Origin of the sequence: Cerasibacillus terrae, assembly GCF_008039555.1 — a bacterium.
In the GTDB taxonomy this organism is placed as follows: domain Bacteria; phylum Bacillota; class Bacilli; order Bacillales; family Amphibacillaceae; genus Cerasibacillus; species Cerasibacillus terrae.
The window spans coordinates 15,710-42,009 of record NZ_VDUW01000004.1 but is presented as its reverse complement, the minus strand read 5'-3'; the positions used below and the strand labels follow the sequence as shown (position 1 = coordinate 42,009).

The 26,300-nt window shown below is 35.1% G+C and carries 25 protein-coding genes, 1 pseudogene and 1 riboswitch; of the genes and pseudogenes, 22 read left to right on the top strand and 4 right to left on the bottom strand.

What is annotated here, in order from left to right; translation table 11 throughout:
- The first annotated feature begins 142 nt into the window (after positions 1-142).
- Positions 143-1,396: a C40 family peptidase gene (locus tag FHP05_RS07325; RefSeq protein WP_147666635.1), complete on the top strand. Its 1,254-nt coding sequence runs from the start codon at positions 143-145 to the stop codon at positions 1,394-1,396.
- A 151-nt stretch (positions 1,397-1,547) separates the two neighbouring features.
- On the opposite strand, the gene FHP05_RS07320 is transcribed toward FHP05_RS07325, so the two are convergent.
- The 4 genes from FHP05_RS07320 to FHP05_RS07305 form a co-directional block, all read right to left on the bottom strand.
- Positions 1,548-1,955, bottom strand: coding sequence for a Fur family transcriptional regulator (locus tag FHP05_RS07320; RefSeq protein WP_147666633.1), 408 nt, complete (start codon positions 1,953-1,955; stop codon positions 1,548-1,550).
- Positions 1,956-1,960: 5 nt separating this feature from the next.
- A complete protein-coding gene (locus tag FHP05_RS07315) occupies positions 1,961-2,806 on the bottom strand; it encodes a metal ABC transporter permease (RefSeq protein ID WP_147666631.1) in 846 nt (281 codons plus the stop codon).
- 11 nt (positions 2,807-2,817) lie between these two features.
- Positions 2,818-3,576, bottom strand: a complete 759-nt coding sequence (locus FHP05_RS07310) for a metal ABC transporter ATP-binding protein (RefSeq protein WP_147666629.1) — start codon at positions 3,574-3,576, stop codon at positions 2,818-2,820.
- A 391-nt stretch (positions 3,577-3,967) separates the two neighbouring features.
- Positions 3,968-4,921 carry a metal ABC transporter solute-binding protein, Zn/Mn family gene (locus tag FHP05_RS07305; protein ID WP_147666627.1) on the bottom strand — a complete coding sequence of 318 codons (954 nt, stop codon included), beginning with the start codon at positions 4,919-4,921 and terminating at the stop codon, positions 3,968-3,970.
- A 382-nt stretch (positions 4,922-5,303) separates the two neighbouring features.
- On the opposite strand from FHP05_RS07305, the gene argS reads away from it, so the two are divergent.
- The 21 genes and pseudogenes from argS to FHP05_RS07200 all read left to right on the top strand — a co-directional run bounded on the left by argS (position 5,304) and on the right by FHP05_RS07200 (position 25,977).
- Positions 5,304-6,974, top strand: a complete 1,671-nt coding sequence (gene argS / locus FHP05_RS07300) for an arginine--tRNA ligase (RefSeq protein ID WP_147666625.1) — start codon at positions 5,304-5,306, stop codon at positions 6,972-6,974.
- 247 nt (positions 6,975-7,221) lie between these two features.
- Positions 7,222-9,621, top strand: coding sequence for a 3-hydroxyacyl-CoA dehydrogenase/enoyl-CoA hydratase family protein (locus tag FHP05_RS07295; RefSeq protein WP_147666623.1), 2,400 nt, complete (start codon positions 7,222-7,224; stop codon positions 9,619-9,621).
- 18 nt (positions 9,622-9,639) lie between these two features.
- Entirely contained in the window at positions 9,640-10,815 is a 1,176-nt protein-coding gene (locus FHP05_RS07290; protein WP_147666622.1) for an acetyl-CoA C-acetyltransferase, read from the top strand.
- Between the two features lie 30 nt (positions 10,816-10,845).
- Complete coding sequence (locus tag FHP05_RS07285) at positions 10,846-12,630, top strand: acyl-CoA dehydrogenase family protein (protein WP_147666620.1); 1,785 nt, start codon at positions 10,846-10,848, stop codon at positions 12,628-12,630.
- A gap of 152 nt (positions 12,631-12,782) precedes the next feature.
- Entirely contained in the window at positions 12,783-13,139 is a 357-nt protein-coding gene (locus FHP05_RS07280) for an arsenate reductase family protein (RefSeq protein ID WP_147666618.1), read from the top strand.
- Between the two features lie 263 nt (positions 13,140-13,402).
- The gene (gene gcvH / locus FHP05_RS07275; protein ID WP_147666616.1) at positions 13,403-13,786 is read left to right on the top strand and encodes a glycine cleavage system protein GcvH; all 384 of its coding nucleotides are present in this window, start codon (positions 13,403-13,405) and stop codon (positions 13,784-13,786) included.
- Positions 13,787-13,887: 101 nt separating this feature from the next.
- Positions 13,888-14,241, top strand: coding sequence for a toprim domain-containing protein (locus FHP05_RS07270; protein ID WP_191126284.1), 354 nt, complete (start codon positions 13,888-13,890; stop codon positions 14,239-14,241).
- Between the two features lie 21 nt (positions 14,242-14,262).
- A complete protein-coding gene (locus tag FHP05_RS07265) occupies positions 14,263-14,580 on the top strand; it encodes a thioredoxin family protein (RefSeq protein ID WP_147666614.1) in 318 nt (105 codons plus the stop codon).
- Between the two features lie 76 nt (positions 14,581-14,656).
- Positions 14,657-14,769, top strand: a riboswitch (SAM riboswitch).
- Between the two features lie 90 nt (positions 14,770-14,859).
- Entirely contained in the window at positions 14,860-15,900 is a 1,041-nt protein-coding gene (locus tag FHP05_RS07260; RefSeq protein ID WP_147666612.1) for a methionine ABC transporter ATP-binding protein, read from the top strand.
- Positions 15,878-16,579 carry a methionine ABC transporter permease gene (locus FHP05_RS07255; protein ID WP_330998081.1) on the top strand — a complete coding sequence of 234 codons (702 nt, stop codon included), beginning with the start codon at positions 15,878-15,880 and terminating at the stop codon, positions 16,577-16,579. Before FHP05_RS07260 ends, FHP05_RS07255 begins: the two co-directional genes overlap by 23 nt.
- Positions 16,580-16,629: 50 nt before the next feature.
- Positions 16,630-17,481 carry a MetQ/NlpA family ABC transporter substrate-binding protein gene (locus FHP05_RS07250; protein ID WP_147666610.1) on the top strand — a complete coding sequence of 284 codons (852 nt, stop codon included), beginning with the start codon at positions 16,630-16,632 and terminating at the stop codon, positions 17,479-17,481.
- Between the two features lie 333 nt (positions 17,482-17,814).
- Positions 17,815-18,600 (top strand): Fe-S cluster assembly ATPase SufC, encoded by a 786-nt coding sequence (sufC, locus tag FHP05_RS07245; RefSeq protein WP_147666608.1) that lies wholly within the window; start codon positions 17,815-17,817, stop codon positions 18,598-18,600.
- Positions 18,601-18,616: 16 nt separating this feature from the next.
- Entirely contained in the window at positions 18,617-19,924 is a 1,308-nt protein-coding gene (sufD, locus tag FHP05_RS07240; RefSeq protein ID WP_147666606.1) for a Fe-S cluster assembly protein SufD, read from the top strand.
- On the top strand, positions 19,924-21,144 hold the full coding sequence (locus tag FHP05_RS07235; protein WP_147666604.1) for a cysteine desulfurase: 1,221 nt from the start codon (positions 19,924-19,926) through the stop codon (positions 21,142-21,144). Before sufD ends, FHP05_RS07235 begins: the two co-directional genes overlap by 1 nt.
- A complete protein-coding gene (gene sufU, locus FHP05_RS07230; protein WP_147666603.1) occupies positions 21,134-21,571 on the top strand; it encodes a Fe-S cluster assembly sulfur transfer protein SufU in 438 nt (145 codons plus the stop codon). The genes FHP05_RS07235 and sufU overlap by 11 nt, the downstream gene beginning before the upstream one ends.
- A gap of 30 nt (positions 21,572-21,601) precedes the next feature.
- Entirely contained in the window at positions 21,602-22,999 is a 1,398-nt protein-coding gene (gene sufB / locus FHP05_RS07225; protein ID WP_147666601.1) for a Fe-S cluster assembly protein SufB, read from the top strand.
- A gap of 231 nt (positions 23,000-23,230) precedes the next feature.
- A pseudogene (locus FHP05_RS07220) lies at positions 23,231-23,517 on the top strand (cytidine deaminase); the annotation flags it as partial.
- A gap of 269 nt (positions 23,518-23,786) precedes the next feature.
- A complete protein-coding gene (locus tag FHP05_RS07215) occupies positions 23,787-24,161 on the top strand; it encodes a GntR family transcriptional regulator (protein ID WP_147666599.1) in 375 nt (124 codons plus the stop codon).
- Between the two features lie 6 nt (positions 24,162-24,167).
- Complete coding sequence (locus FHP05_RS07210) at positions 24,168-25,043, top strand: ABC transporter ATP-binding protein (RefSeq protein WP_147666597.1); 876 nt, start codon at positions 24,168-24,170, stop codon at positions 25,041-25,043.
- Positions 25,027-25,644: an ABC-2 transporter permease gene (locus FHP05_RS07205; RefSeq protein WP_147666595.1), complete on the top strand. Its 618-nt coding sequence runs from the start codon at positions 25,027-25,029 to the stop codon at positions 25,642-25,644. The genes FHP05_RS07210 and FHP05_RS07205 overlap by 17 nt, the downstream gene beginning before the upstream one ends.
- 39 nt (positions 25,645-25,683) lie before the next feature.
- Positions 25,684-25,977: a YfzA family protein gene (locus tag FHP05_RS07200; protein WP_147666593.1), complete on the top strand. Its 294-nt coding sequence runs from the start codon at positions 25,684-25,686 to the stop codon at positions 25,975-25,977.
- Positions 25,978-26,300: the final 323 nt, after the last annotated feature.

Here is a 26,300-nt window from a genome sequence, read left to right as displayed (position 1 = left end):
GAGTGAAATTTTCACGTGTTATACTCCGTATGATAGAAAAATGATAGATTAAAAATTATACACTGCAAATTATATACATATTGAAATAAATCAAATATACATAATCATCACTCGCAGTTGATGAGAAAGTGGGGAATACGGATTGAAAAAGTCAATTATTACAGTAGCTACAGTTACAGTGGTTGGTTTGGGGAGTGTTTTTTTACCACAAACAAGCTATGCTGAAACAGTTACAGATTTAGAAAATAAACAAGTGAAAGTTCAAGATGAGCGTTCTCAAGTTAAAGTAAATTTATCAAAAGCAGAAAAGGAAATTGCAAATATTTTAGTAGATTTGAAAGAAATAAATGGTGAAATTAAAACTACAAGTAAAGCATTAAAAGAAAACCAAAAGAAAATAGATGAAACAAAAGATTCTATCGAAAAAACAGAAGACGAGATTGATGTCCTAGATAAAGCAATTGAAGAGCGTTTCGATATCTTAAAGCAGCGCGCTGTATCGTATCAGCAAAATGGTGGAGATATTGGATTTCTTGATGTTATCTTCGGATCATCAGATTTTAATGATTTTATTAGCCGTGTGTCAGCCGTAACGAAAATTACAGAATCCGATCAAAAATTAATTGATCAGATTGATGCTGATAAACAAAAAGTTGAAGGAAAACTTGCTGATTTAGAAGAGATGGAAGTTGATCTTAAAGGAATGCAAGATTTAATAATTGAACAAAAAGAAGAAAATGAAAAACGTAAAAAAGCATTGAAAAAGAAAGAAGAAGAATTAGTAAATAAAAAAGAAAAATTACAAATGAAGGATAGTGATTTAGCATCATTAGAATCACAAATTATGGGTGAAATCGAAGCAAGTAGAACACCTGTTGTAGAGAATGTAGCTACAACAAATCAAGACTCTTCTGAAACAGAAGAAGTAGCAACAACAAATGCTAATACATCATCAAGTTCAAACAGTACAAGTTCAAATAGCACAAAGTCTAAAGCAAAAGCATCAGCACCAACAGCAAACCCTGCACCAGCAGCAAATACGGGATCAGCAATTAGCGCTGGATATTCTGTTACAGGTACACCATATGTATGGGGGGGTAAAGGTCCAGGAGGCTTTGACTGTTCTGGTTTTGTATCATGGGCATACGGACAAGCAGGTAAATCTTTACCATCAAGTACTGCAGCAATGTCAGGTGTTGGAACAAAAGTTTCATATAGTAATGCAAAACCAGGTGATCTAGTATTTTTCGACACATATAAAACAAATGGACATGTTGGAATCTATCTTGGTGGAGGAAAGTTCCTCGGAGCACAAAATAGTACAGGTGTAGCAGTTGCAAGTATGAGCAGTGGATACTGGAAAGAAAAATTTGATGGGCATGTACGTCGCCCGTAAAATAAGAATAAAAAAAGGATTCTAGTTAAAAAACTAGAATCCTTTTTTTTACTTAAATATAATTTTCTCTAATGCAAAAGCCTCCATATAAACAAGTGGAGGCTTTTGTATTTTGCTAAATGGTATTCTAAATGTTCTTACAGATTATATCTTATTGACACGCTGGACAAAGCCCATATATTTCAAACTTGTGTCCGTCAATTTGATAGTTGTGAAGCATGTTACCAACATCATTCATTGGACAGACATTAATCTCTCTTGTTGTCCCACAATCTTTACAAATAAAATGATGATGATGATGCTCACTACAGCTTAAACGAAAATGCTTCTCAGAATTTAATTCGGTTGATTCTAAAATTCCTAATTTATGGTAGAGATGTAAATTGCGATATACGGTATCGTAACTAATCCCCTCATAAATAGATTCCATATATTCATATAAATCTTTAGCTGTTTTGTACTTATCTTCTTTCTGGAAAAAGTGAAGTATTTCTTCTCTTCGTTTCGTCATTTTATAGCCATTTTCTTTTAAAATATCAAGTGATTCTTTTAGACTCATTTGCTTCATCTCTCTTTCTTTAAGACATATGAAAACTGTTTTAAACTGATAGATAGAAGTAAAATAATAATGGCAACAACTACAATGGTACCTCCAGGTGGAATACTTAAATAGTATCCACTAATTAATCCTATGATAACAGCTATTTCCGCAAATACAATAGATAGAATGATCAGTTGCTTAAAACTATGACTAAGTCTCATAGCACTTGCAACAGGGAGTGTCATTAAAGCAGAAACAAGTAAAACACCAACAATTCGGATGGAAACTGCAATAACAAGTGCTGTTAGAATGATGAATAGAAAATGAATTCGTCTAGAATGAATACCTGAAACGGTTGCATGTTCTTCATCAAATGATAAAGTTAATAATTCCTTATAAAAAATACGAATAAGGATAATAATTACGAGGGAAATTCCTACGATGGTTAAAAAATCTTGGCGGCTTACCGCTGAAACGGAACCAAATAAATAGCCGAATAGATCTGTGTTAAAACCATTTGCTAATGAAATGAAAATAACACTTAATCCGACCCCACCACTTAAAATAATCGGAATTCCAATTTCCTGATATCCCTTATAAACTGTCCGTAACTTTTCTATTAAAACAGCCCCAATTACTGAAAAAACCATTCCACCGTAAAGTGGATTTAAAAAGGAAAAAGCCCATGTTTTTTGTACAAGCAAGCCAAATGAAATTCCGGCTAACGTTACATGTGATAAAGCATCTGCCAACAAGGAGAGCCGTCTAACAACAAGAAATGCTCCGAGTAATGGGGCAATGATTCCAATTAATAATCCAGTTAAAAATGTATGACGTAAAAAATCAAACTGTAAAATATCAGCTAACATTTTTGACCTCCTTAATCATGGTCATGAACAACTGCTTGCACTGGATGACCGTAAATTTGTGATAATTGTTCTGTTGATAATGCTGTATATTCATCAGAATTTCCATGGAAATGTAGGGAATTGTTTAAACAAGCAATATTTGTAGCATACTTCGTCATTACTCCTGTATCATGTGTGACAAGTAATAATGTTAACTGATTATTTTTGTTTAGGTCATGTAATAATTCATAAAAATGTTCAACATTTTTATAATCAATGCCTACTGTCGGTTCATCTAAAATAAGTAATTCTGGATCACTTACTAAGGCACGTGCAATGAATACACGTTGTTGTTGCCCTCCAGATAAATCCCCGATATTCTGATAAGTGTATTTTTCCATTCCCACTTGTTTAATAGCTGATAATACTTTTTGTTTATGATGCTTTTTAAAAAACTTAAAATAGCCTATTTTTGCAGTTAATCCCATGGAAACAACTTCAAAAACGGTAGCAGGAAAACCTTTATTAAATGTGTTTGCTTTTTGTGATACAAAACCAATCCGATTCCAATCCTTAAAATGCTCCATTGGTTGATTTAATAAATGAATGGAGCCCTTGTCTGGTTTTAATAGACCAAGGATAATTTTTATTAATGTTGTTTTTCCACCACCATTTGGTCCGACTAATCCCATAAACATCCCACGTTTAATATCCAAATGTACATTTTTTAAAATTTGCCGATTTCCATAAGAAAAGTTAATATTTTTAAGCCGAATGACCGACTCGCACATGGCAAAAGCCCCTTTCATTTTTGAAGGTTTCTAAATTTAGTTTAAATAAATTTCATATAAGCATAATCATGACCAAAATTCATTAATTCGCAAGACCTGGTCACGAATAAATGATAATCATGACCAAAATTCATTAATTTGCAAGACTCAGTCACGAATAAATGATAATCATGGCCAAAATTCAGTAATTTGCAAGACCTGGTCACGAATAAATGGTAATCATGACCAAAATTCATTAATTCGCAAGACTCGGTCACGAATAGATGCTTAGAGTACAAAATATCTTCTAATAATAGTAGTTCCATAATCCACGTTATTGATGTGATGGCTTGTTCACTAGCTCATGCATGAATAATCAGTGGTGTAAAAACACCACTGATTAAATGTAAACCTATTTTGTTGCTTCATCAAGTATTTGTAAGTTTTTTTCCATTAGAGAAATATAATCTTCCTTTTGCTTCCTGTCTTCTTCTGTCAATACTTCTAAATTATGAATGACACGTTTTTCTGCACCAATATGCTCCTGGATTATTTGTGAAACACGATTTGATCCGGCTTGGTCAAAAATGACGTACTGTAATTCTCTTTCTTTCGCTATTTTTGCTATATTTGTCAATTCTTTTTGGGATGGCTCATCACTGGATGAAAGACCATTAATTGATATTTGTTCAATCCCATATTTCTCTTCCCAATATCCATATGCCGCATGTGTAACCAAAAGGCTTTTATTTTTCTTGTGATCTAATGTGTCATGAAATGCTGTGTCCAATGTTTTAAGTTCTTTTTCAAGTTGGTCCATATTTTTATTGAAATAATCTTTTTCTTCAGGGTACAGCTCAACTAATTCATTTTTAATTATTTCTCCCATTTCAACCATCCGCAATGGATCAAGCCATATATGTGGATCAACCCCTTCATGATGGTGGTCATGTTCATGACCCTCTTCGTGCTCGTCTTCATCTTCATGTTCGTGTCCATGATCCTCTGTCTCCATAAATATATCTTCATTTTCTCCAATTTCTACAAAGCTAATGTCTTGTGACTCAAGAGCATCTCTTGTTGTTTCTGCAAAGCTTTCCATCCCAGCACCAAGATAAATAAAAGCATCTCCCTTGGCGATTTCAGTGATATCTTTTGATGCAGGTTCATATGTATGTGCATCAACACCAGGTGGATAAACAGATTTCACTGTAACGAAATCCCCAGCAATTTGTTCAACAATATATTGGATAGGATAGATAGAGGTATAAATAATTGGCTTGTCACTTTCCTTATCTTCAGTGACACTACATCCTGCTAATACTATAAATGTAAAAACTAAAAATGGTATTACGTATTTTTTCATGATTGTCTCCCCTCAAACTTTAATATAATCTATCATATCGTAATGAGTACGATTTGTAAATAGTAATGGTTACGATTAATGAATTATTGCAGATTTAATCGGCTGTAAGACCTCCACATCAATAAATGGAGATACCTAAGAGGTGTAAGTAGAAATCAACAGCCAGTAAAAACCCGATTCGTTCTACTAACAATCAGTGGGAGGTGAAGAAAACTCCTCCTGATTGAAGTTTCACTTTATAAAAACCTTACTAAAAGCATAGCCTGATTTTTCTTACGTGTGTTACTATAAATAGGAAAGCATTAGTGAAGATGGATATTTATGCATTTAAAATGCTATAATCATAATATATATGAGAAGATTCTTTGGGAGGAAATAATGGATGGATATGTTACAAACGATAGAAAAACAAATAAAAGAAGAAATAATGGAAGCTGTTATTCGTACTCAACTTGCAGAGAAGAATGATATTCCAAATATTATTTTAGAAAAGCCTAAAAACAAAGAACATGGGGATTATGCGACAAACATCGCCATGCAATTAACGAAAATAGCGAAACAAGCGCCAAGAAAAACAGCAGAAGCAATTGTAAATGAAATCAATCGAGAAAAGGCGGGAATCACAAATATTGAAATTGCTGGTCCAGGGTTTATTAATATTTCAATTGACCATTCCTTTTTAACGAAACTTGTTCCAACCATTATCGAAAATGGTGATACATATGGTCGTTCGGATAAGGGACAAAATCATAAGATTCAAGTGGAATTTGTATCAGCGAATCCAACAGGTGACTTACATCTAGGTCATGCGCGTGGTGCAGCATATGGTGATGCATTATGTAACGTATTAGATTATGCTGGGTTTCAAGTGGAACGGGAGTATTATATTAATGATGCGGGGAATCAAATCGATAACTTAGCACGTTCTGTTGAGGCGCGCTATATGCAAGCTCTAGGAAAAGATTGGGAAATTCCCGAAGATGGCTATCATGGGAAAGATGTTCAAAAAATAGGTCAGCAGCTTGCTATAGAAGATGGAGACAAATGGGTTCAAGTAGATGAAAAGGAAAGACTCAAACATTTTCGTAAGCATGGATTAAAATTGGAATTAGATAAAATCAAAAGCGATTTAGCGGCGTTTGGGGTAACTTTCGACAATTGGTTTTCTGAAACGAGCTTATATGAAGAAGATAAAATAACAGAAGCATTAAACCAATTACAAAAAACAGATCTTATTTATGAAGAAGATGGTGCAACATGGTTCGAATCAACTGCATATCATGATGATAAGGACCGGGTATTAGTAAAATCTGATGGAAGTTACACATATTTAACACCAGATATTGCCTATCATAAGAATAAATTAGACCGTGGATTTAAAACATTAATTAATATTTGGGGCGCTGATCATCATGGATATATTCCGAGAATGAAAGCAGCAATACAAGCATTAGGGTATGAAAAAGATACATTAGAAGTAGAAGTTATTCAGATGGTTAATTTATTTGAAAATGGCGAAAAGGTGAAAATGAGTAAACGTACAGGAAAGGCTGTAACTCTTCGTCAATTAATGGAAGAAGTTGGGAAGGATGCCATGCGTTATTTCTTTAGTATGCGTTCTGGTGATTCCCATTTAGACTTTGATATGGATTTAGCAAGATCACAGTCTACTGAAAACCCAGTTTTTTATGTTCAATATGCACATGCAAGAATTTGTACAATGTTAAAACAAGCAGAAGAAAAAGGTTGGTTTGAAGATGGGGCTGTAGACTATTCTTTATTAAAATCTGAAAAAGAAGAAGAACTTTTACGTAAACTGGGTGAATTCCCACAAGTAATTCGTGAAGCAGCAGAAAAACGTATTCCACATAAAGTGACGCAATATGTATTTGATGTTTCAACATTATTGCATAGTTATTATAATGCGGAAAAGGTTTTAGATGACGAAAAACCAGAACAAACGAAAGCACGCCTTGCATTCATGAAAGCAGTTAGAATAACGATTGCTAATGCATTACGTTTAATTGGTGTTCATGCACCAGAACAGATGTAAAACAAAAACAGGATGTTAGCTAACATCGCGGCTAAAAACTTCCGCTTTAAAGGCGGAAGTTACGTGCCGCATAGCTTGAATGGTATCTTTTTTTAAAAAAGGAATTATTTTTAAAAAATTATCGCATTATCGTTGCGAAATATCTGAATATACATTATAGTAATATATAGACGGAAGATGTTCGTCTTTCTTTTAGATTAAAAAATGAATGAGTATTCATTCAAAAATATGGATTGGGGGATAAATCATGAAACAATCTATTAAACGTGCCGCAGTATTAGGTTCTGGTGTCATGGGTTCAGGAATCGCAGCTCATTTAGCGAATATTGGTATCCCAACATTATTACTTGATATTGTGCCAAGAGAATTAACTGAGAAAGAAGAAAAAAAGGGTTTAACTTTAGAAAGTCCAATTGTTCGAAATAAGATAGCAGCAAAAAATAAAAAGGCACTTTTAAAACAAAAACCATCACCAATCACTTCCAAGAAAAGTTTAGAATTAATCGAAGTTGGTAATATGGAAGACGATATGGAAAAATTAAAAGATGTTGATTGGATTATTGAGGTTGTCGTTGAAAATCTAGAAATTAAACAGCAAGTATTTGCTAATGTTGATAAATACCGTAAAAAAGGATCGATTGTAAGTTCAAATACATCTGGAATATCAGTAGAAGCAATGTCAGAAGGGCGCTCAGAGGATTTTCGTGAACATTTTCTAGGAACACACTTTTTCAATCCGCCACGCTATTTAAAATTATTAGAAGTAATACCTACAAAGGATACGAAAGATGAAGTCGTTCAGTTTATGAAAACATTTGGTGAAGATGTATTAGGAAAAGGAGTTGTCCTAGCAAAAGACACACCAAACTTTATCGCAAATCGAATTGGAACTTACGGGTTATTGGTAACGGTTCAAGAGATGATAGCAGGTGGATACTCTGTTGGAGAAGTCGATTCTGTCACTGGTCCAACGATTGGACGACCAAAAAGTGCTACATTTAGAACATTAGATGTTGTCGGTCTGGACACATTTATCCATGTTGCAAAAAATGTTTATGATCAAGTAGATGGAAAAGAAAAGGAAGTATTTGAAGTTCCAACCTTTATGCAAAAAATGCATGAAAAAGGGTGGTTAGGAGCGAAGAGTGGTCAAGGATTCTATTTAAAGAAAAAGGGAGAAAAAGGAAGTATTATCGAAGAATTGAATCCAGAAACAATGGAATATGAAGAACGGAAAAAACTAAAAACAAAAGCAACTGAAATGGCGAAACAGCAAAAAGGTTTCCAAAGAAAATTAACAACTTTGCTTTCTGTAAAAGGTGATCGAGCTAGTGAATTTGTTTGGTCTATCTTAAAACCAGTGCTCCTTTATTCTGCGGAGTTACTTGGTGAAATCGCAGATGATATTGTCTCTATTGATAATGCAATGAAGTGGGGTTTTGGTTGGAAGAAAGGTCCATTTGAAATCTGGGATGCGATTGGAGTCAAAGCTACAGTAGAAAGAATGCAAGAAGAAGGCGATACAGTGCCTAAATGGGTTCTTGATTTATTAGAAGATGGTAAAGAGTCATTTTATAAAACAGAAAATGCAAACGTTTTCTATTACCACAATAAAGAATATCAACAACAAGAATCTAATGAAAAAGAAATTCATTTACACCGGTTAAAAGATACAAATGGAGTCATTAAAATGAATACTGGTGCAAGTTTAATAGATTTAGGTGATGGGGTTGCATTATTAGAATTCCACTCCCCTAACAATGCTATTGGGTTGGATGTTATCCAAATGATTAACGAATCAATTGAAGAAGTAGATAAGAATTACAAAGGTCTTGTCATCGGTAACCAAGGAAAGAACTTTTGTGTTGGAGCAAATCTTGCACTGATGTTAATGGAAGCACAAGATGATAATTTCTTTGAATTAGATTTAGTTATTCGCCAGTTCCAAAACATGGCAATGAATATAAAATACTCCAACAAACCAGTAGTAACTGCACCATTTAATATGACACTTGGTGGAGGAGCAGAAGTGACACTACCAGCTGCAGCTGTTCAAGCATCAGCTGAATCATATATCGGTCTAGTAGAGGTAGGTGTCGGTTTAATTCCAGGTGGCGGTGGAACGAAAGAATTATACTTAAAAATGCTACGTGATATGCCACAAGGAGTAGATTTTGACTTATCAAAAGTTGCGAACAAAGTATTTGAACGGGTTGCGACAGCAGCTGTTTCCACATCTGCAGAAGAAGCAAGAGAAAATGGTTTCTTAAATCGATTTGATGGAATTAGTGCTAACCCAGACCACTTACTATATGATGCAAAACAAAAAGTACTTTCATTAAGTAGTGCAGGATATCAAGCACCAATACGTGAAAAAATTCCAGTCGTAGGTGACCCTGGTTATGCAGCAATGCTAATGGGAGCAAAATCTTTACATTATAGTGGATATGCATCAGAACATGATGTGAAAATTGCGGAAAAACTAGCGTATGTTCTTTCAGGTGGACGAATAAAAGAAGGAAGTTTCATAGATGAACAAGTGATGCTAGATTTAGAAAGAGAAGCCTTTTTAAGCTTAATTGGTGAACCAAAGACACAACAACGAATGCAACATATGTTGGTAAAAGGAAAACCATTACGAAACTAAGGAAGAGGGGGAGTTAACATGAAGGAAGCGGTAATTGTAGCAGGATCAAGAACACCAGTTGGAAAAGCGATTCGTGGATCTCTTGCGCATTCCAGACCAGATGATCTTGCTGCATTAACAATAAAAGAAACATTAAAACGAGCAGGTAATTATGAGGGGAATATTGATGATGTCATTATTGGATGTGCGATGCCAGAAGCAGAACAAGGAATGAATATGGCAAGAAATATTGCTGGTATCGCTGGATTAAGTCATGAAGTTCCTGGGATTACAATTAATCGTTACTGTTCTTCTGGTTTACAAAGTATTGCCTATGCATCAGAACGAATTATGCTAGGGAATGCAGATACGATGATAGCAGGTGGAGCAGAATCGATGAGTTTAATCCCAATGGGTGGGCACGTCATTAAACCAAATCCAACCCTTGTGGAGAATGCCCCAGGATATTACATGTCAATGGGACATACTGCGGAGGAAGTTGCGAAACGATTTTCTATTTCACGAAAAGACCAAGACGCATTTGCTACCGAAAGTCATAAGCGTGCTGCCAAAGCAATAGAAGAGGGTAAATTTAAAGACGAGATTGTTCCTGTTGAAGTAACCAGCCGTGATGTTGGTTCAGATGGAAAAATCAAAGAGAAATCTTTCATTTTTGACACAGATGAGGGAGTTCGTTCGGGTACAAGTCCAGAGGTATTGGCAAAACTTCGCCCCGCATTTTCAACAACTGGAACAGTAACAGCAGGAAACTCTTCACAAATGAGTGATGGAGCAGGATCCGTACTGATCATGGATCATGAAAAGGCAAAAGCAGAAGGTTTAACAGCTATGCTTAAGTTCCGTTCTTTCGCTGTTGCAGGTGTGGAACCAGAAATTATGGGAGTAGGCCCAGTTGCGGCAATACCGAAAGCATTGAAATTAGCCGGTTTAGAGTTAAAGGATATAGGTCTAATTGAATTAAATGAAGCATTTGCTTCCCAGTCTCTTCGTGTGATTCAAGCATTAGATTTAAATCCTGAAATTGTGAATGTTAACGGTGGTGCAATTGCACTTGGTCACCCGTTAGGAGCAACGGGAACAAAATTAACTCTGACACTAATGCACGAAATGAAACGTAGAAATGTTCAATTTGGACTTGTAACCATGTGTATTGGTGGAGGAATGGGTGCTGCTGGAGTATTTGAATTAATTTAAATAAATATGAAAAGGAAAGGAAGATGGACTATGAGTGAAACGAAAGATAAATTGATTAAAGGTGGATCATTTTTAGTTGATGAATTAAGTGGGGAGGATATTATTACTCCTGAGGATTTTACAGATGAACATAAAATGATTGCACAAACAACAGAAGACTTTGTTGTTGGTGATGTAGTACCACTTATTGATAAGTTAGAAAACCATGAATTCGAAAACTCTGTTGATTTACTGAAAAAAGCAGGAGAACTAGGTTTATTGAGTGCAGATATTCCAGAAGAATATGGTGGTTTAGGCTTAGATAAAATTAGCTCTTCCTTAATTACTGAAAAATTTGCTCGTGCTGGTGGTTTTTCTATCACTCATGGAGCACATGTTGGAATTGGAACATTGCCAATTGTGTTCTTCGGTAATGATGAGCAAAAGAAAAAATATTTACCAAAACTAGCAACAGGTGAACTGCTAGCTGCTTATGCTCTAACTGAACCAGGTGCTGGATCAGATGCATTAGGCGCAAAAACAACAGCTGTATTAAATGAAGCTGGTACACATTATATACTAAATGGAGAAAAACAGTGGATTACAAACTCTGCATTTGCTGATGTGTTTGTTGTTTACGCTAAAGTAGATGGGGAACATTTTAGTGCATTTATTGTAGAAAGAGACTATCCAGGTGTATCGACAGGGCCAGAAGAAAAGAAAATGGGAATTAAGAGTTCTTCCACACGTACATTAGTGTTAGAAGATGCAGAAGTACCAGTGGAAAACTTATTAGGTGAAAAAGGAAAAGGACATAAGATTGCATTTAACATCCTTAACGTTGGTCGATATAAATTAGCCATTGGTGGTGTTGGTGGATCCAAACGTTCTGTTGAATTAGCAACAAAATATGTGAATGAACGTAAACAATTTGGTGTACCAATTTCAAGCTTCAATTTAACAAAAGAAAAATTAGCGACAATGGCAACAAATACGTATGCCAATGAAAGTGCAGTATATCGTACAGTTGGTCTTTTTGAACAACGCATGGGCTCGATGAGTGATGAACAATTAAAAGATGGTAGAGAAGTTGCGAAAGCAATTGCTGAATATCAAATCGAATGTTCCATGAATAAGTACATGGCTACCGAATGTCTTGATGAAGCAGCGGATGAGGCTGTACAATTACATGGTGGCTATGGATTCATGCAGGAGTATGAAGTAGAGCGCATGTATCGTGACTCTCGGATTAACCGTATTTTTGAAGGGACAAACGAAATTAATCGTTTAATCGTTCCAGGAACATTATTGAAAAAAGCAATGAAAGGTGAACTACCTCTTCTGCAAAAAGCACAAAGCTTACAAGAAGAGCTTGTAATGATGATGCCAGAAGAAGTTGGAACAGAACCACTAGAACAAGAAAAATATTTAGTACGAAACGCGAAGAAAATGGTTCTTTTAGGAGCAGGTCTCGCTGCACAGAAATATATGGAAAAACTAGAAAATGAACAAGAAATCTTGGCTAACTTAGCGGATATGACGGCAGAAGTGTATAATATGGAATCTGCTGTGCTTCGTACAGAAAAAGCTATCCAGACATCTGGTGAAGAGAAAAACAAACAAAAGCTTCTATACACCCAAGTATATGTACAGGAAGCATTTAACCGTATCGAGAATGATGCAAAAGAAATCCTAATCGCTGTGGAAGAAGGGGATACATTACGTATGATGCTATCATCATTACGTAAACTAACTCGTCATACACCAACAAACGTCATTGCCAAAAAACGTGAAATTGCTGATCAAATTATTGACGCAGAAAAATATATTGTGTAATTAGTTAAAAAATCATTATCGTCATCCTCCATTATATAGGGGCTCTTTTCGAAAACCGGAAAGAGCTCCATTGTGTTTTGAATAGTCCTACTTCAAACAAATCTTAGAACATGCTAAGATAATGGTAACATCTAACAATGGAGGGAAAGGAAATGGCGTTAAAATTTTATTGTTATCCAAATTGCAACACATGTAAAAAGGCAAAAAAATGGTTAGAAGCACATGAAATCGCATTTGAAGACATACATATAGTAAAGAATCCCCCAACAAAAGAGGAATTATTAAACTACATGGAAAAAAGTGATTTACCACCGAAACGCTTTTTCAATACAAGTGGAAAGAAATATCGGGAATTAAATATGAAAGATAAAATCAAAGAGATGACAACAGAAGATATGGCAGAAATCCTTGCATCAGAAGGTATGTTAATTAAACGACCAATTGTGACAGATGGGAGCCATGTTACAGTTGGTTTTAAAGAAGAGAACTTTTCGGAAATATGGACATAATACCAACAACCTTTTGATAAAGTGAAACTTCAATCAGTGGGAGTTTTCTTCATCTCTCACTGATTGTTAGTTGAGCGAACCAGGCCTTTACTGGCTGTTGATTCTCCACTTATAATTCCTCAGTATCTTGAGTTTTTGAAGTGGAGATCATACAGCCAGTTAATCTCAGATTAAAATGTCTTGTTTTGCAACAGGAAATACTAGCAATATCGATTATAAACTTGTATATTAATGGTAAGTGAATGAATGGAGGGAATGTAACAATGAATTTACCAAAAGAACTACTATATTCTGAAGAACATGAATGGGTAAAAAAAGAAGATGGAAATGTACGTATTGGAATTACTGATTTCGCTCAAGACGAATTAGGTGATATCGTATTCGTTGAATTACCTGAAGTAGGCGATGAAATTGAAGCAGATGAACCATTTGGTAGTGTAGAATCTGTAAAAACAGTTTCTGAACTTTATGCACCAATTAGTGGAAAAGTAGTGGAAATCAACGAAGAACTAGAAGATAGTCCAGAATTTGTAAATGAATCTCCATATGAAAAAGCATGGATGATTGTTGTTGAACCAACAAATGCATCTGAATTAGATGAATTAATGTCTAGTGATGCTTACAAAGAAATGGTTGACGAGGACTAATTATACCTATTAATAAAAAGGCTGGCATGCCCACGGGTCAAGCCAGCTTTTTCTTATAGAACAATACCCTAGAATGATTATATGTTGTGAGGTGCTTGAATATGATTGATGGAGAGCCTGATAAGATTATCATTGTAGAGGGGAAAACAGATAAACAGCAATTAGAAAAAATTATTACAGAAGAAGTAACCATCATTTGTACACACGGTACACTTGGAGTAGAACGTTTTGATGAATTATTAGAGGTTTATCAACTCGATGATCACGATGTATATATTATGGCAGATGAAGATGAGGCAGGATGGAAGCTACGTAAGCAACTACAACGAGAACTCCCGCATGCAGAACATATATACATCCAAAAAGATTATAAAGAAGTAGCCACCACTCCAGAAGATGAACTAGCCTATGCATTATTGAGTAAAAATATTGAAGTGAACCCTATTTTTCTGTAAGCTAAAAATTAGGGTGATGGAATGATACAAATAACAGAAGAAATTTTACAAAAAGATACGTACTTATTATATATCCATAGTCCATTTTGTGGTACTTGTCATGTAGCAAGAGAAATGTTGGATAAAATAGAATCAGTACATCAAACAGATGTTTTTTATGAAATGAATGCCTCTTTATATCCTGATTTTATGCAGACAAATAAAGTAGAAAGCGTGCCATGCTTATTTATAAAAAAAGAAGGTATAGTTAAAGAAAAAATCTATGTCTTTCGGTCAATTCCAAATATTTACCAGTATTTATTACAATATGCTCCTCAATTATTTCGCCAAGATTCTTAGGAATTACAAAATTATTGACAAAGTGAAATAATAGTAGTAAGATATATCTTAATATTAAACAAGTAAATAAAAGATACTCTTATCAAGAGCGGTTGAGGGATAGGCCCTGTGAAACCGCGGCAACCTTTGGGAACTTCCTAAAACGGTGCTAATTCCTACAAAGTGGTTCTCTGCTTTGGAAGATGAGAGAGCGAATGATGATATTTATACGTCTTTCTGTTCTCTTAACAGGAAGACGTTTTTATTTAGACGTAGGATGATATGATTGGAGGATTTTAAGTGATTTCAATAAAAGAGCTCCGTAAAGAATTTACAGTGAATGATAAGAAAATTGTTGCGGTTGATAATTTGACATTAGATATAGAAAAGGGAGAAATCTTCGGTGTTATCGGATATAGTGGAGCTGGAAAAAGTACGTTTATTCGGCTGTTAAATGGATTAGAACAACCGACGAGTGGTGAAGTTTTCGTTAATGATAAAAAATTTTCACATATGAAGGGTGAAAGTTTGCGTATAGCGCGCCAAAAAGTAAGTATGATTTTTCAACATTTTAATTTGCTTTGGTCGAGAACTGTGGAAGAAAATATTGAATTTCCATTAGAAATTGCTGGTGTACCAAAAAAGGAGAGGAAACAAAGGGTTCACCATCTTATCGAACTTGTTGGTTTAAAAGGAAGGGAAAAGTCCTATCCGAGCCAACTTTCTGGCGGACAGAAACAAAGAGTTGGTATTGCAAGAGCTTTAGCGAATGAACCAGATGTATTGCTTGGAGACGAAGCGACGAGTGCACTTGACCCGGAAACGACTGATGCGATTTTAGATCTTCTTGTTGATATAAACGAAAGATTAGGAATTACTATCGTTCTCATCACTCATGAAATGCATGTCATTCAAAAGATATGTCATCGTGTTGCTGTCATGGAAGATGGAAAAATAGTAGAGACTGGAAAGGTTCTCGATGTTTTTCAAAATCCACAAGAAACGATTACAAAACGTTTTGTATCACAATTAACAGGGGTTGAAGATACGTTACCAACGCTTGAGACGATTTTTCAACATTATCCAAATGGTTCTCTCATTCAACTTACCTTTGTTGGTCAAACAACGGAAGAACCAGTACTAACGGAACTTATTCGCAACTTTCAAGTGACGGCAAGTGTTGTCCATGGAAATATGAACCAAACGAAAGATGGACCATATGGAACATTAATCGTACATATTGATGGAGAAACAAAGCAAATTCATGATGCATTGCAATACTTACAATCAATTGATGTGAAAGCTGAGGTTTTAAACAATGGGTCAACAAACAACGAATGATAAAACATCATTGACCGAACAATTTTTTCCTAATGTAGATTGGGTACAAATGTGGGAAGCAACATATGAAACGATTTATATGACGGCATTGTCTACCTTTTTCACTTTTATCATTGGCTTAGCGATTGGACTTTTACTGTTTTTAACAGCACCCTACAATATGTGGGCAAATCACATTGTTCATTTTTTAACGGGATCTATTGTTAATATTTTTCGTTCTATACCTTTTATTATTTTAATTATTTTACTTATTCCGTTTACAAAGTTCTTTTTCGGTTCTATCCGCGGGGCCAATGCAGCGCTTCCTGCATTGATAATTGGTGCAGCTCCATTTTATGCACGAATGGTGCTTATCGGACTACGGGAGATAGACAAAGGTGTCATTGAAGCTGCAAAGTCAATGGGAGCAAAGACGAGCACAATCATTTGGAAGGTGCTATTACCAGAATCATCTCCAGCAATCTTTTCTGGAATTACAGTAACATCCGTAACCCTTGTTGGTTATACGGCGATGGCTGGGGTTATTGGAGCAGGCGGTTTGGGTCATCTTGCTTTCTTACATGGGTTTCAGCGTAATAATCCAGACGTTACACTCGTAGCTACCGTCATTATTGTGGCAATCGTCTTTCTTCTTCAATGGATTGGAGACACGATTACTGCTAAAGTAGACAAACGTTAATAATACTAATTTCTAGTTTTATTATAAATTTTAATAAGGGGAGATTAAACATGAAGAAATGGGTACGACTTATATTGATTGCACTTGTTGCTATCGGACTTGCTGCTTGTGGAGCAGATAAAAAGGAAGACACAACATCAAATGATAAAACTGCTGATTCAAATGAAGTAACGACACTTAAAGTGGGTGCATCACCAAATCCACACGTTCCAATTTTAGAAAAAGCAAAGCCAATTTTAGAAGAAAAAGGCATTGATTTACAAATTGAAACGTATACAGAATATATAATGGCGAACCAAGACTTAGACTCAGGTGACTTAGAAGCAAACTTCTATCAACATATTCCATTTTTCGAATTGCAGAAGAAAGAACACGGTTATGATTTTGAAAATGCTGGTGGAATCCACATCGAGCCAATCGGTATTTATTCCAAACGTCATGAAAGCTTAGAAGAATTGCCTGAAGGAGCAACAATTTTATTAAGTAGTTCAGTAGCTGACCACGGACGTATGTTATCTTTACTTGAAGCAAAAGGTTTAATTACATTAAAAGATGATATTGATAAAACTGAGGCTGTCATTGATGATATCGTGGAAAATCCGAAAGACTTCAAATTCGATGACTCCACATCACCAGAAATGCTTGTACAAATGTATTTAAATGATGAAGGTGATGCGGTTTTAATTAACTCAAACTTCGCACTTGATCATGATATTAACCCAATGGAAGAAGCGATTGCGTTAGAAGATTCTGATTCACCATATGTTAATATTGTTGCTATTCGTTCAGAAGATAAAGATAATGAAGCATTAAAAACGTTAGTTGATGTGCTCCATTCAGAGGAAATCCAAGACTTTATTTTAGAAGAATATAAGGGATCTGTTGTACCTGTTGATAAATAGTATTTTTGACAGAATCCTGTCTTTGCGTTATCCTATGAGTATAAAATTAGATATGGTAAATGCTGAAATTGATGTTCTATTGTTTAATGGGACATCAATTTTTTTCTATCAATAAGACAGTGTTTTTGAATGTAATTGAAAATGAAATCTAGAAAAAAACAAGAAACAGAAAACTAACCAAAACGTTAAAAAAACATATTTCATCGCATTTTTACGTTATAAAGCCCTAACATTTGATATTATAATCTAAATGGATTAAAATTATAATGATAATAAAATAAGAACATAAAATAATTCTAGAAACGACTACTATTTTTCTTTGGAGGTATCAATATGGCTGGATCTACTTTAGAAATCAAAGACCTTCACGTATCTGTAGAAGGAAATGAAATATTAAAAGGGGTTAACCTTACAATAAAGGGTGGCGAATTCCATGTTATCATGGGGCCAAACGGAACAGGTAAATCAACACTTTCTTCCGCAATTATGGGGCACCCAAGTTATGAAGTAACAAAAGGAAGTATTCATTTAGATGGAGAAGACGTATTAGAAATGGAAGTAGATGAACGTGCGCGTGCAGGTTTATTCTTAGCAATGCAGTACCCTAGTGAAATTAGTGGTGTTACGACATCTGATTTCTTACGTTCTTCCATGAATGCAGTTCGTGGAGAAGGAAATGAAATTCCTTTAATGAAATTTATCAAGCAGATGGATAAGAAATTGGATGCTTTAGAAATAGATAAAAATATGGCACAACGTTACTTAAACGAAGGTTTTTCTGGCGGTGAGAAAAAACGTAATGAAATTTTACAAATGAGCCTATTAGAACCAAAAATCGCTATTTTAGACGAAATTGATTCAGGACTTGATATTGACGCATTGAAAATTGTTTCTGATGCAATTAATGATATGCGTTCAGAGAATTTCTCTACATTAATCATTACACACTATCAAAGACTGTTAAATTATATTAAACCAGATGTGGTTCATGTGATGATGCAAGGACGTATTGTGAAAACAGGTGGACCTGAACTTGCAAAACGTTTAGAAGAAGAAGGTTATGAATGGCTAAAAGAAGAGCTCGGAATTCAAGATGAAACTGTAGGAGAACAAGCTTAAAGGTAGGAGGGATATCATGACTGTTGATACAAAACTGACATACACAAATGAATATATAGAGCAGTTTTCACAGGATAGAAATGAACCAGAATGGATGAAAACTCTACGCCTTGAAGCTCTAGAACAAGTAGAGCACTTAGATATGCCTGAACCGGATAAAACAAAAATCGTCAGATGGAATTTCACCCGTTTCCATCACGACTTTGTATCAGGTGAAAACATTTCATCATTGGATCATTTACCTGAGGAAATTAAAGATTTCTTTGATCAAGATAATTTACCAGAAAATTTATTAATTCAACGAAATCATTCAATTGCACATGCAGCATTAAGTAAGGAATTAAAAGAAAAAGGTGTTATTTTTACAGATATCTTTACAGCAATGAATGAACACAGTGAATTAGTTGAAAAATACTATATGAAAGATGGAGTAGCAGTTGATGAACATCGTTTAACAGCACTTCATGCCGCATTAATGAACGGTGGAATTTTTGTATATGTACCAAAAAATGTTCAAATAGAAGAACCATTACAAGCTGTATTTTGGCAGGAAAAACCAGGGCTTGCTTATTTCAATCATGTAATTGTTGTAGCTGAGCAAAATAGTTCTTTAAACTATGTAGAAAACTATATTTCAAATAGTGAAGAAGAAACAGTGGCAAATATTGTTACAGAAGTATTTGCAAACGATAATGCTAAAATCTCCTTTGGTGCGGTTGATAACTTCGCAGAGAATACAACGGTTTATACAAACCGTAGAGGAATTGCTAAACGTGATGCCACCATTAATTGGGCAATTGGTCAAATGAATGATGGAAACACCATTTTTGAAAATATTACAGAACTTGTTGGAGATAACTCTCTATCACACGCAAACACGGTTACCGTTGGACGTGGGAAACTTATTCAAAACATCACAGCTAAAACAATCCATTGGGGCAAAAACTCAGAGGGATATATTTTACAGCATGGTGTCATGAAAGATAGTGCAAGTAACGTGTTTAACGGAATAGGTAAAATTGAAAATGGTGCATCAGGTTCAAATGCTGAGCAAACATCACGTGTACTTATGTTAAGTGAAAAAGCACGTGGGGATGCCAACCCAATCTTACTTATTGAAGAAGATGACGTTATGGCAGGTCACGCTGCTTCCGTTGGAAAAGTTGATCCAATGCAGATGTATTACTTAATGAGTCGTGGAATTACAAGAAAAGAAGCAGAACGTTTAATTATCCATGGTTTCCTAGAACCAGTTGTTGCAGAGTTACCACTTGAATCCGTGAAAAAACAGCTAAAACAAGTCATTGAAAGGAAGATTAACTAATGGATGTAAAAGCCATTCGTGAGATGTTTCCAATATTAGACCAGGAAATCAATGGAAATCCGTTAGTTTATCTTGATTCATCTGCAACAGCACAAAAACCATTGCCAGTGATTGAAGCAGTTGATGAGTATTATCGAAAAAACAATGCTAATGTGCATCGTGGTGTGCATACATTAGGAACGCGAGCAACAGATCAATATGAAGGAGCACGTGAAAAGGTACGTCAGTTTTTGAAAGCAAAAAGTACGGCTGAGATTATTTTTACGCGTGGAACAACAACAGCCATTAACACGATTGCTTATGGGTACGCTCGTCAAACTTTGAAAAAAGATGATGAGATCGTTATTACGCCAATGGAGCATCATAGTAATATCATCCCGTGGCAACAAGCAGCTAAAGCAACAGGAGCAACATTAAAATATATTCCACTTCAAGAGGATGGAACGATTTCATTAGAGGATGCTAGAAAAACCATCACATCCAATACAAAAATCGTTGCTATTGCACATGTTTCTAATGTTTTAGGAACGATCAATCCTGTAAAAGAAATTGCTGAAATTGCCCATCAAAATGGTGCTGTTATCGCAATAGATGGAGCACAGGGAGCACCGCATATGGAAGTGGATGTGCAAAATATCAATTGTGATTTCTATGCATTTTCCGGACATAAGATGGGGGCACCAACAGGTATTGGTGTCTTATACGGTAAAAAAGAACTCCTTGAACAAATGGAACCGGTTGAATTTGGCGGTGAAATGATTGACTTTGTTGATTTGTATGACTCAACATGGAAAGAATTACCATGGAAATTCGAAGGTGGAACACCAATCATCGCTGGCGCAATTGGTTTAGGAGCTGCAATTGACTTCCTAAATGAAGTAGGAATGGATAACATTTTAGAACATGAACAAAAACTTGCCGACTATGCTTTAGAAAAAATGCGTACAATTAACGGAATAGATATTTACGGACCAGAAAAAAGAGCAGCACTCGTTACATTTAATTTGGATGATGTCCATCCTCATGACGTTGCAACTGTTCTTGATGCAGAGGGAATTGCTGTTCGTGCTGGTCACCATTGTGCACAACCACTAATGAAATGGCTTGATGTAACAGCCACAGCACGTGCTAGCTTCTATTTATATAACACAGAAGAAGAAATCGACCGTTTAGTAGAAGGACTTGTAAAAACGAAGGAGTATTTTAACAATGTCTTTTAATAATCTAGATTCCTTATATAGACAAGTAATCATGGACCATTATAAAGCTCCAAGAAATCGGGGAAAAATGGATGGCGATACACTAACCATTGATATGAACAACCCGACTTGTGGAGACCGGATTGAATTACAAATGAAAGTAGAAGATGACATTATTACAGATGTCAAATTTCTTGGAGAAGGCTGTTCCATAAGTATGGCTTCTGCATCCATGATGACAGAAGCTGTCAAAGGAAAAAGAGTAGCAGATGCATTAGATATGTCTGAAGCATTTTCAGATATGATGTTAGGAAAAGATGTGGACGCAGATGAGATGGAAGAGGGAGATATTGCAGCATTGCAAGGTGTATCCCAATTTCCAGCACGAATCAAATGCGCCACACTTGCTTGGAAAGCGATGGAAAAAGGCGTAAAAAACGAAGATTAACTTAAAATTAATATAAGGAGGTTTTATTTGATGGCTAAAGACATGCCAGAGTTGGATGAGTATAAATATGGATTTCGTGATAAAGATGTCTCTATTTTCCGTACAGAAAGAGGACTAACTCGTGAAGTTGTAGAAGAAATCTCTAAAATGAAGGAAGAACCTCAATGGATGCTTGATTTTCGTTTAAAATCATTAGATCATTTCTTTGAGCGCCCAATGCCACAATGGGGTGGAGATTTATCAGAGTTAGATTTTGATGAGATTGTTTATTATGTTAAACCATCTGAAAAACAAGGTAAAACATGGGATGAAGTTCCAGATGAAATCAAACAGACATTTGATAAATTAGGTATTCCAGAAGCAGAACAAAAATATCTAGCAGGTGTTTCTGCACAATATGAATCAGAAGTTGTGTATCAAAGCTTGCAAGAAGACTTAGAAGAAATGGGAATCATTTTCACAGATACAGATTCTGCTCTTCAAAAACATGAAGATCTATTTAAAAAATATTTCGGAAAAGTTGTGCCACCAACAGATAATAAATTTGCAGCACTTAACTCAGCTGTTTGGTCAGGTGGATCATTTATCTATGTACCACCAGGTGTGAAAGCAACGACACCATTACAAGCATATTTCCGAATCAACTCAGAAAATATGGGTCAATTCGAACGGACATTAATTATTGTTGATGAAGGTGCTTCTGTTCACTATGTTGAAGGATGTACTGCACCAGTTTATACAACAAACTCCCTTCACTCAGCAGTTGTAGAAATTTTCATTGAAGACAACGCGTATTGCCGTTATACAACCATTCAGAACTGGGCAAATAACGTATACAATCTTGTAACAAAGCGTGCTACCGCTGGACGTAATGCGACAATGGAATGGATTGACGGAAATATTGGTTCCAAAGTTACCATGAAATACCCTGCAGTACTATTAAGAGGAGAAGGTGCACGTGGAAATACTCTATCCATTGCTATTGCTGGAAGAGGGCAAACACAAGATGCTGGAGCGAAAATGCACCACTTAGCACCAAATACTTCTTCTTCAATCGTATCAAAATCCATTTCAAAACATGGTGGTAAGGTAAACTATCGTGGACTTGTCCAATTCGGCCGTAAAGCAGACAACGCGAAAGCAACGGTAGAATGTGACACATTATTAATGGATAATGAATCTATTTCAGATACGATCCCATACAATGAAGTATACAATGACAATATTTCATTAGAACACGAAGCAAAAGTATCGAAAGTATCGGAAGAACAATTATTCTACTTGATGAGTAGAGGCCTTGGCGAACAAGAAGCAACAGAAATGATCGTCATGGGATTCATCGAACCATTCACAAAAGAACTACCGATGGAATATGCGGTAGAGATGAATCGATTGATCAAATTCGAGATGGAAGGTTCAATTGGATAAAATACTGTACCCTTTGCCACTACTTCATTAGTGGCAAAGGGTTATTTTATTCTTTCGTCGTTTTACCATGTTTTTGCCATCATATTCTGTATAGTGGAGGTAAATTGTGATTTAAGATTGGTGAGGTTTTGGTGGAGGCTTACCGGAAGAAGAATTAAAAGATGCGAATATTGATGATTACATTAACTATAGTTTAAGTCAATACGAGGAATGGATAAAAGGCGATTGAAATTGAGTATTGAAAAACAGTTATATGATGCTGTGAAGAATTTAATTGAGCGAAGATATTCTACTGGTTGGGGCGGAGCAGCTGCTATTTGTGTAGAAGATGGTACCATCTATACATGTGTTGCACCAGATGTTGGTTAATACCTCAAATAGACTTTGTATGGAAACAGGTGGCATATTAGAAGTATATAAATTTGGGAAGTAACTTACTCTGTATGTTTAGCAAGAGAAGATGAAATTTTAAGTTAAATACATTATCGCTATGTGGCGTATGCCAGGAACGATTATTTATTGGATAAAGGTCTATCATGATGAAATGGTATAGGAATGTTGTAAAAGATAAAGTATCATTGCTGCTCCATTTTTATAACCAAAATTCTAAAGATAATTATATAATTTTAAAAGACAAAAATATTGTTGAATCAATGTTTTTGTCTTTTTTTAATGGCTATTTGATAAATATAAAAAAATATATTGTATATGATGTGCATATTGTGTATATTGTATATATAGACATTGTGGAATTTCCTGGTAAGTAATGAAAAGGATGAGGATACGGATGGATATTTTGATTTCTAATCATTCCAAAGAAGCAATTTATAATCAAATTAAATACCAAATCAAGGAGAAAGTATTTTCAGGTGAATTAAAAGAAGGTGACACATTGCCTTCGATGCGGCAATTAGCAAGAGATTTACATGTGAGTGTTATTACTACGAAGCGTGCTTACGAGGAGTTAGAGAAAGAAGGATTTATTTATTCTATTGTTGGGAAAGGATCTTTCATTGCTGAACAGAATCCTGAGGTCATTAAAGAAAAGAAATTAACGACAATCGAAGAAAAATTAATTGAAGTCATTGCAAATAGTAAGGAGTTAGGGTTGTCGCTTCCAGAAATAAAGGAATGGATGACGATTTTATATGAGGAGGAGTAGAGAAAAATGGAAAATGTAATTGAACTAAAAAATATTTATAAGTCATATAAAAACTTCCAGATTGAAGATTTGTCCTTACAAGTGAAAAAAGGTTTTGTTACTGGATTTATTGGAGCGAATGGTGCTGGAAAATCGACGGTTATGAAATTGATGATGAATTTAATCCGACCAGATTCTGGGGAAGTAAAAATGTTTGGAATGGACTATTCAAAGCACGAAAAGGAAATTAAAAAGAGAATTGGTTTTGTTTTTGATGATGATATTTTATATAAGGAATTGACATTACATGATATGAAAAAACTTATTGCACCTTGTTATAAACAGTGGCAAGATTCATTGTTTCGGGAATACTGTGATCGACTGGAACTTCCATTAAATCAAAAAATGAATACTTTTTCAAAGGGGATGAAGATGAAAGCCTCTCTTGTCATGGCATTGTCGCATCAACCAGACCTCCTTATCATGGATGAACCGACAGCGGGCCTTGATCCTATTGTTCGAAGACAATTTATCGAACTTCTTCAGGATGTTATGCTCGATGAAGAAAAAACTATTTTTTTGTCCACACATATTATTAGTGATTTAGCACCGATTGCTGATTTTATTACTTTTATAAATAGTGGCGAGATTGTATTTTCCAAAGCATTACACGAGATCGAAGAGAAATATGCGATTGTACGGGGTAGTCTAGAACTATTAGATCGAGATACGGAACAATATTTTCTATCTATTAAGCGAACAGATGTAGGTTTTGAAGCACTAACTTCAGATTATCAACAGATAAAAGAAGTATTTCAAGATGAAGTAATTGTGGAGAAAGCTAATTTAGAAGAGATTATGTATTATTCCAAAGGAGGTCAGGGAAATGTTGCATTTGATTAAAAAAGACTTGGTTATGCATAAATTAGCATGGTTTACATTTTTAGCAATGCTTATCTTTTTTATGCTTTTTGATAAAAATCAAATTTTTGTTATCGCATTAATGAGTGCGGTAGTAATGACCAATGCATTTTACTATGAAGAGGATATCAATGGCCATAAGCTCTGGAATGCTTTGCCTTATACACGTAATGAGATTGTGAGTGCCAGGTATTCAAGTTTATTAATCGTTTTTTTTGTTATTGCGACAGCAGTCATTATGGTTGGTTTGGTATTAAAAAACGAATGGGAATTAGGATTATTGCAAGAGGTAATTGGTAGTTTAATTGTTTTATTCCTAGCTGGTGCTGTTTGTTTTCCTTTGTTTTTTTGGTTTGGGCAAAAGAATACAATGTTCATGTTATTTGTCATCTATATTTTTCTCGTTATTGGTGGCACATATGCTTTCTATTATTTGTATCGGTATATGAATCAATCATTACTTCCATCTATAAATTTATCAGGGAGTTGGCTCTTTGTTATTGCTAGTTTAATGGCGTTATGTATGTATTTATTTTCCTGGAGATTGTCCGTAAAAATATATCAGACAAAGGAAATATTGTAGTTTTTGCATTCTATTACTAGATGAATAAGAGGTGCTAGGATGACTGAAAAAGTATCCTCCAAAAAGCGATATGAATGGTTTGTACATATTCTAGTTTTTGCTGTAGTTCAAGGGATATTTCTTATTTTTGATGGGTATGAAGGGTGGCATATTTTTTATTTAAATGATATGGGCAAAAGGGTTGTACACCGTCTTACACCACTAACAGAAAACTTTCGAATATATGAAAGCACTGCGTTAAATACCGTAACTGTTATATGGGGCATTTGGTTGGTTTTACATGGAGTAGTTTGTATGATAAAGAATTTTAGGGATAAAAGGGAAGCGGAATAGTTTTTGATAACTGAGGGAGTTCATTTATTATTACTCGTTATCAGATTGTATATTTAAATTGTCTTTTTAAGGATGACATCTTACGCTAAGAAATATTGGCGTATTTTCGGAGGAGTTAAACTTCAAAATTGAAAGCAACTTTTACAAAACAATCTGATCTTTTGGAATACTAAAGGAGTGGGTAGAGAGCTGGAATATGCGCCAAAATAATTCAAAGTTGTTTTGCTGCCTGCACTTTTTAATTGTGTAACAAATACTTCTGTTTCTTTTGACGAGATAAATTACACCAAACTTTGAACAAAAATCTAGCACAGGTGTCCTAT

Excerpts from the sequence above, each read along its gene's own strand:
- FHP05_RS07290 (WP_147666622.1), top strand. The coding sequence starts at position 9,640 with ATGAAGGAAGCGGTAATTGTAGCAGGATCAAGAACACCAGTTGGAAAA.
- FHP05_RS07305 (WP_147666627.1), bottom strand. The coding sequence starts at position 4,921 with ATGAAAAAATACGTAATACCATTTTTAGTTTTTACATTTATAGTATTA.
- FHP05_RS07235 (WP_147666604.1), top strand. The coding sequence starts at position 19,924 with ATGGATGTAAAAGCCATTCGTGAGATGTTTCCAATATTAGACCAGGAA.
- FHP05_RS07295 (WP_147666623.1), top strand. The coding sequence starts at position 7,222 with ATGAAACAATCTATTAAACGTGCCGCAGTATTAGGTTCTGGTGTCATG.
- argS (WP_147666625.1), top strand. The coding sequence starts at position 5,304 with ATGGATATGTTACAAACGATAGAAAAACAAATAAAAGAAGAAATAATG.
- FHP05_RS07320 (WP_147666633.1), bottom strand. The coding sequence starts at position 1,955 with ATGAGTCTAAAAGAATCACTTGATATTTTAAAAGAAAATGGCTATAAA.
- sufB (WP_147666601.1), top strand. The coding sequence starts at position 21,602 with ATGGCTAAAGACATGCCAGAGTTGGATGAGTATAAATATGGATTTCGT.
- gcvH (WP_147666616.1), top strand. The coding sequence starts at position 13,403 with ATGAATTTACCAAAAGAACTACTATATTCTGAAGAACATGAATGGGTA.
- sufC (WP_147666608.1), top strand. The coding sequence starts at position 17,815 with ATGGCTGGATCTACTTTAGAAATCAAAGACCTTCACGTATCTGTAGAA.
- FHP05_RS07215 (WP_147666599.1), top strand. The coding sequence starts at position 23,787 with ATGGATATTTTGATTTCTAATCATTCCAAAGAAGCAATTTATAATCAA.
- FHP05_RS07210 (WP_147666597.1), top strand. The coding sequence starts at position 24,168 with ATGGAAAATGTAATTGAACTAAAAAATATTTATAAGTCATATAAAAAC.
- FHP05_RS07310 (WP_147666629.1), bottom strand. The coding sequence starts at position 3,576 with ATGTGCGAGTCGGTCATTCGGCTTAAAAATATTAACTTTTCTTATGGA.
- FHP05_RS07250 (WP_147666610.1), top strand. The coding sequence starts at position 16,630 with ATGAAGAAATGGGTACGACTTATATTGATTGCACTTGTTGCTATCGGA.
- FHP05_RS07255 (WP_330998081.1), top strand. The coding sequence starts at position 15,878 with ATGGGTCAACAAACAACGAATGATAAAACATCATTGACCGAACAATTT.
- FHP05_RS07205 (WP_147666595.1), top strand. The coding sequence starts at position 25,027 with ATGTTGCATTTGATTAAAAAAGACTTGGTTATGCATAAATTAGCATGG.
- FHP05_RS07315 (WP_147666631.1), bottom strand. The coding sequence starts at position 2,806 with ATGTTAGCTGATATTTTACAGTTTGATTTTTTACGTCATACATTTTTA.
- sufD (WP_147666606.1), top strand. The coding sequence starts at position 18,617 with ATGACTGTTGATACAAAACTGACATACACAAATGAATATATAGAGCAG.
- sufU (WP_147666603.1), top strand. The coding sequence starts at position 21,134 with ATGTCTTTTAATAATCTAGATTCCTTATATAGACAAGTAATCATGGAC.
- FHP05_RS07265 (WP_147666614.1), top strand. The coding sequence starts at position 14,263 with ATGATACAAATAACAGAAGAAATTTTACAAAAAGATACGTACTTATTA.
- FHP05_RS07200 (WP_147666593.1), top strand. The coding sequence starts at position 25,684 with ATGACTGAAAAAGTATCCTCCAAAAAGCGATATGAATGGTTTGTACAT.
- FHP05_RS07270 (WP_191126284.1), top strand. The coding sequence starts at position 13,888 with ATGATTGATGGAGAGCCTGATAAGATTATCATTGTAGAGGGGAAAACA.
- FHP05_RS07280 (WP_147666618.1), top strand. The coding sequence starts at position 12,783 with ATGGCGTTAAAATTTTATTGTTATCCAAATTGCAACACATGTAAAAAG.
- FHP05_RS07285 (WP_147666620.1), top strand. The coding sequence starts at position 10,846 with ATGAGTGAAACGAAAGATAAATTGATTAAAGGTGGATCATTTTTAGTT.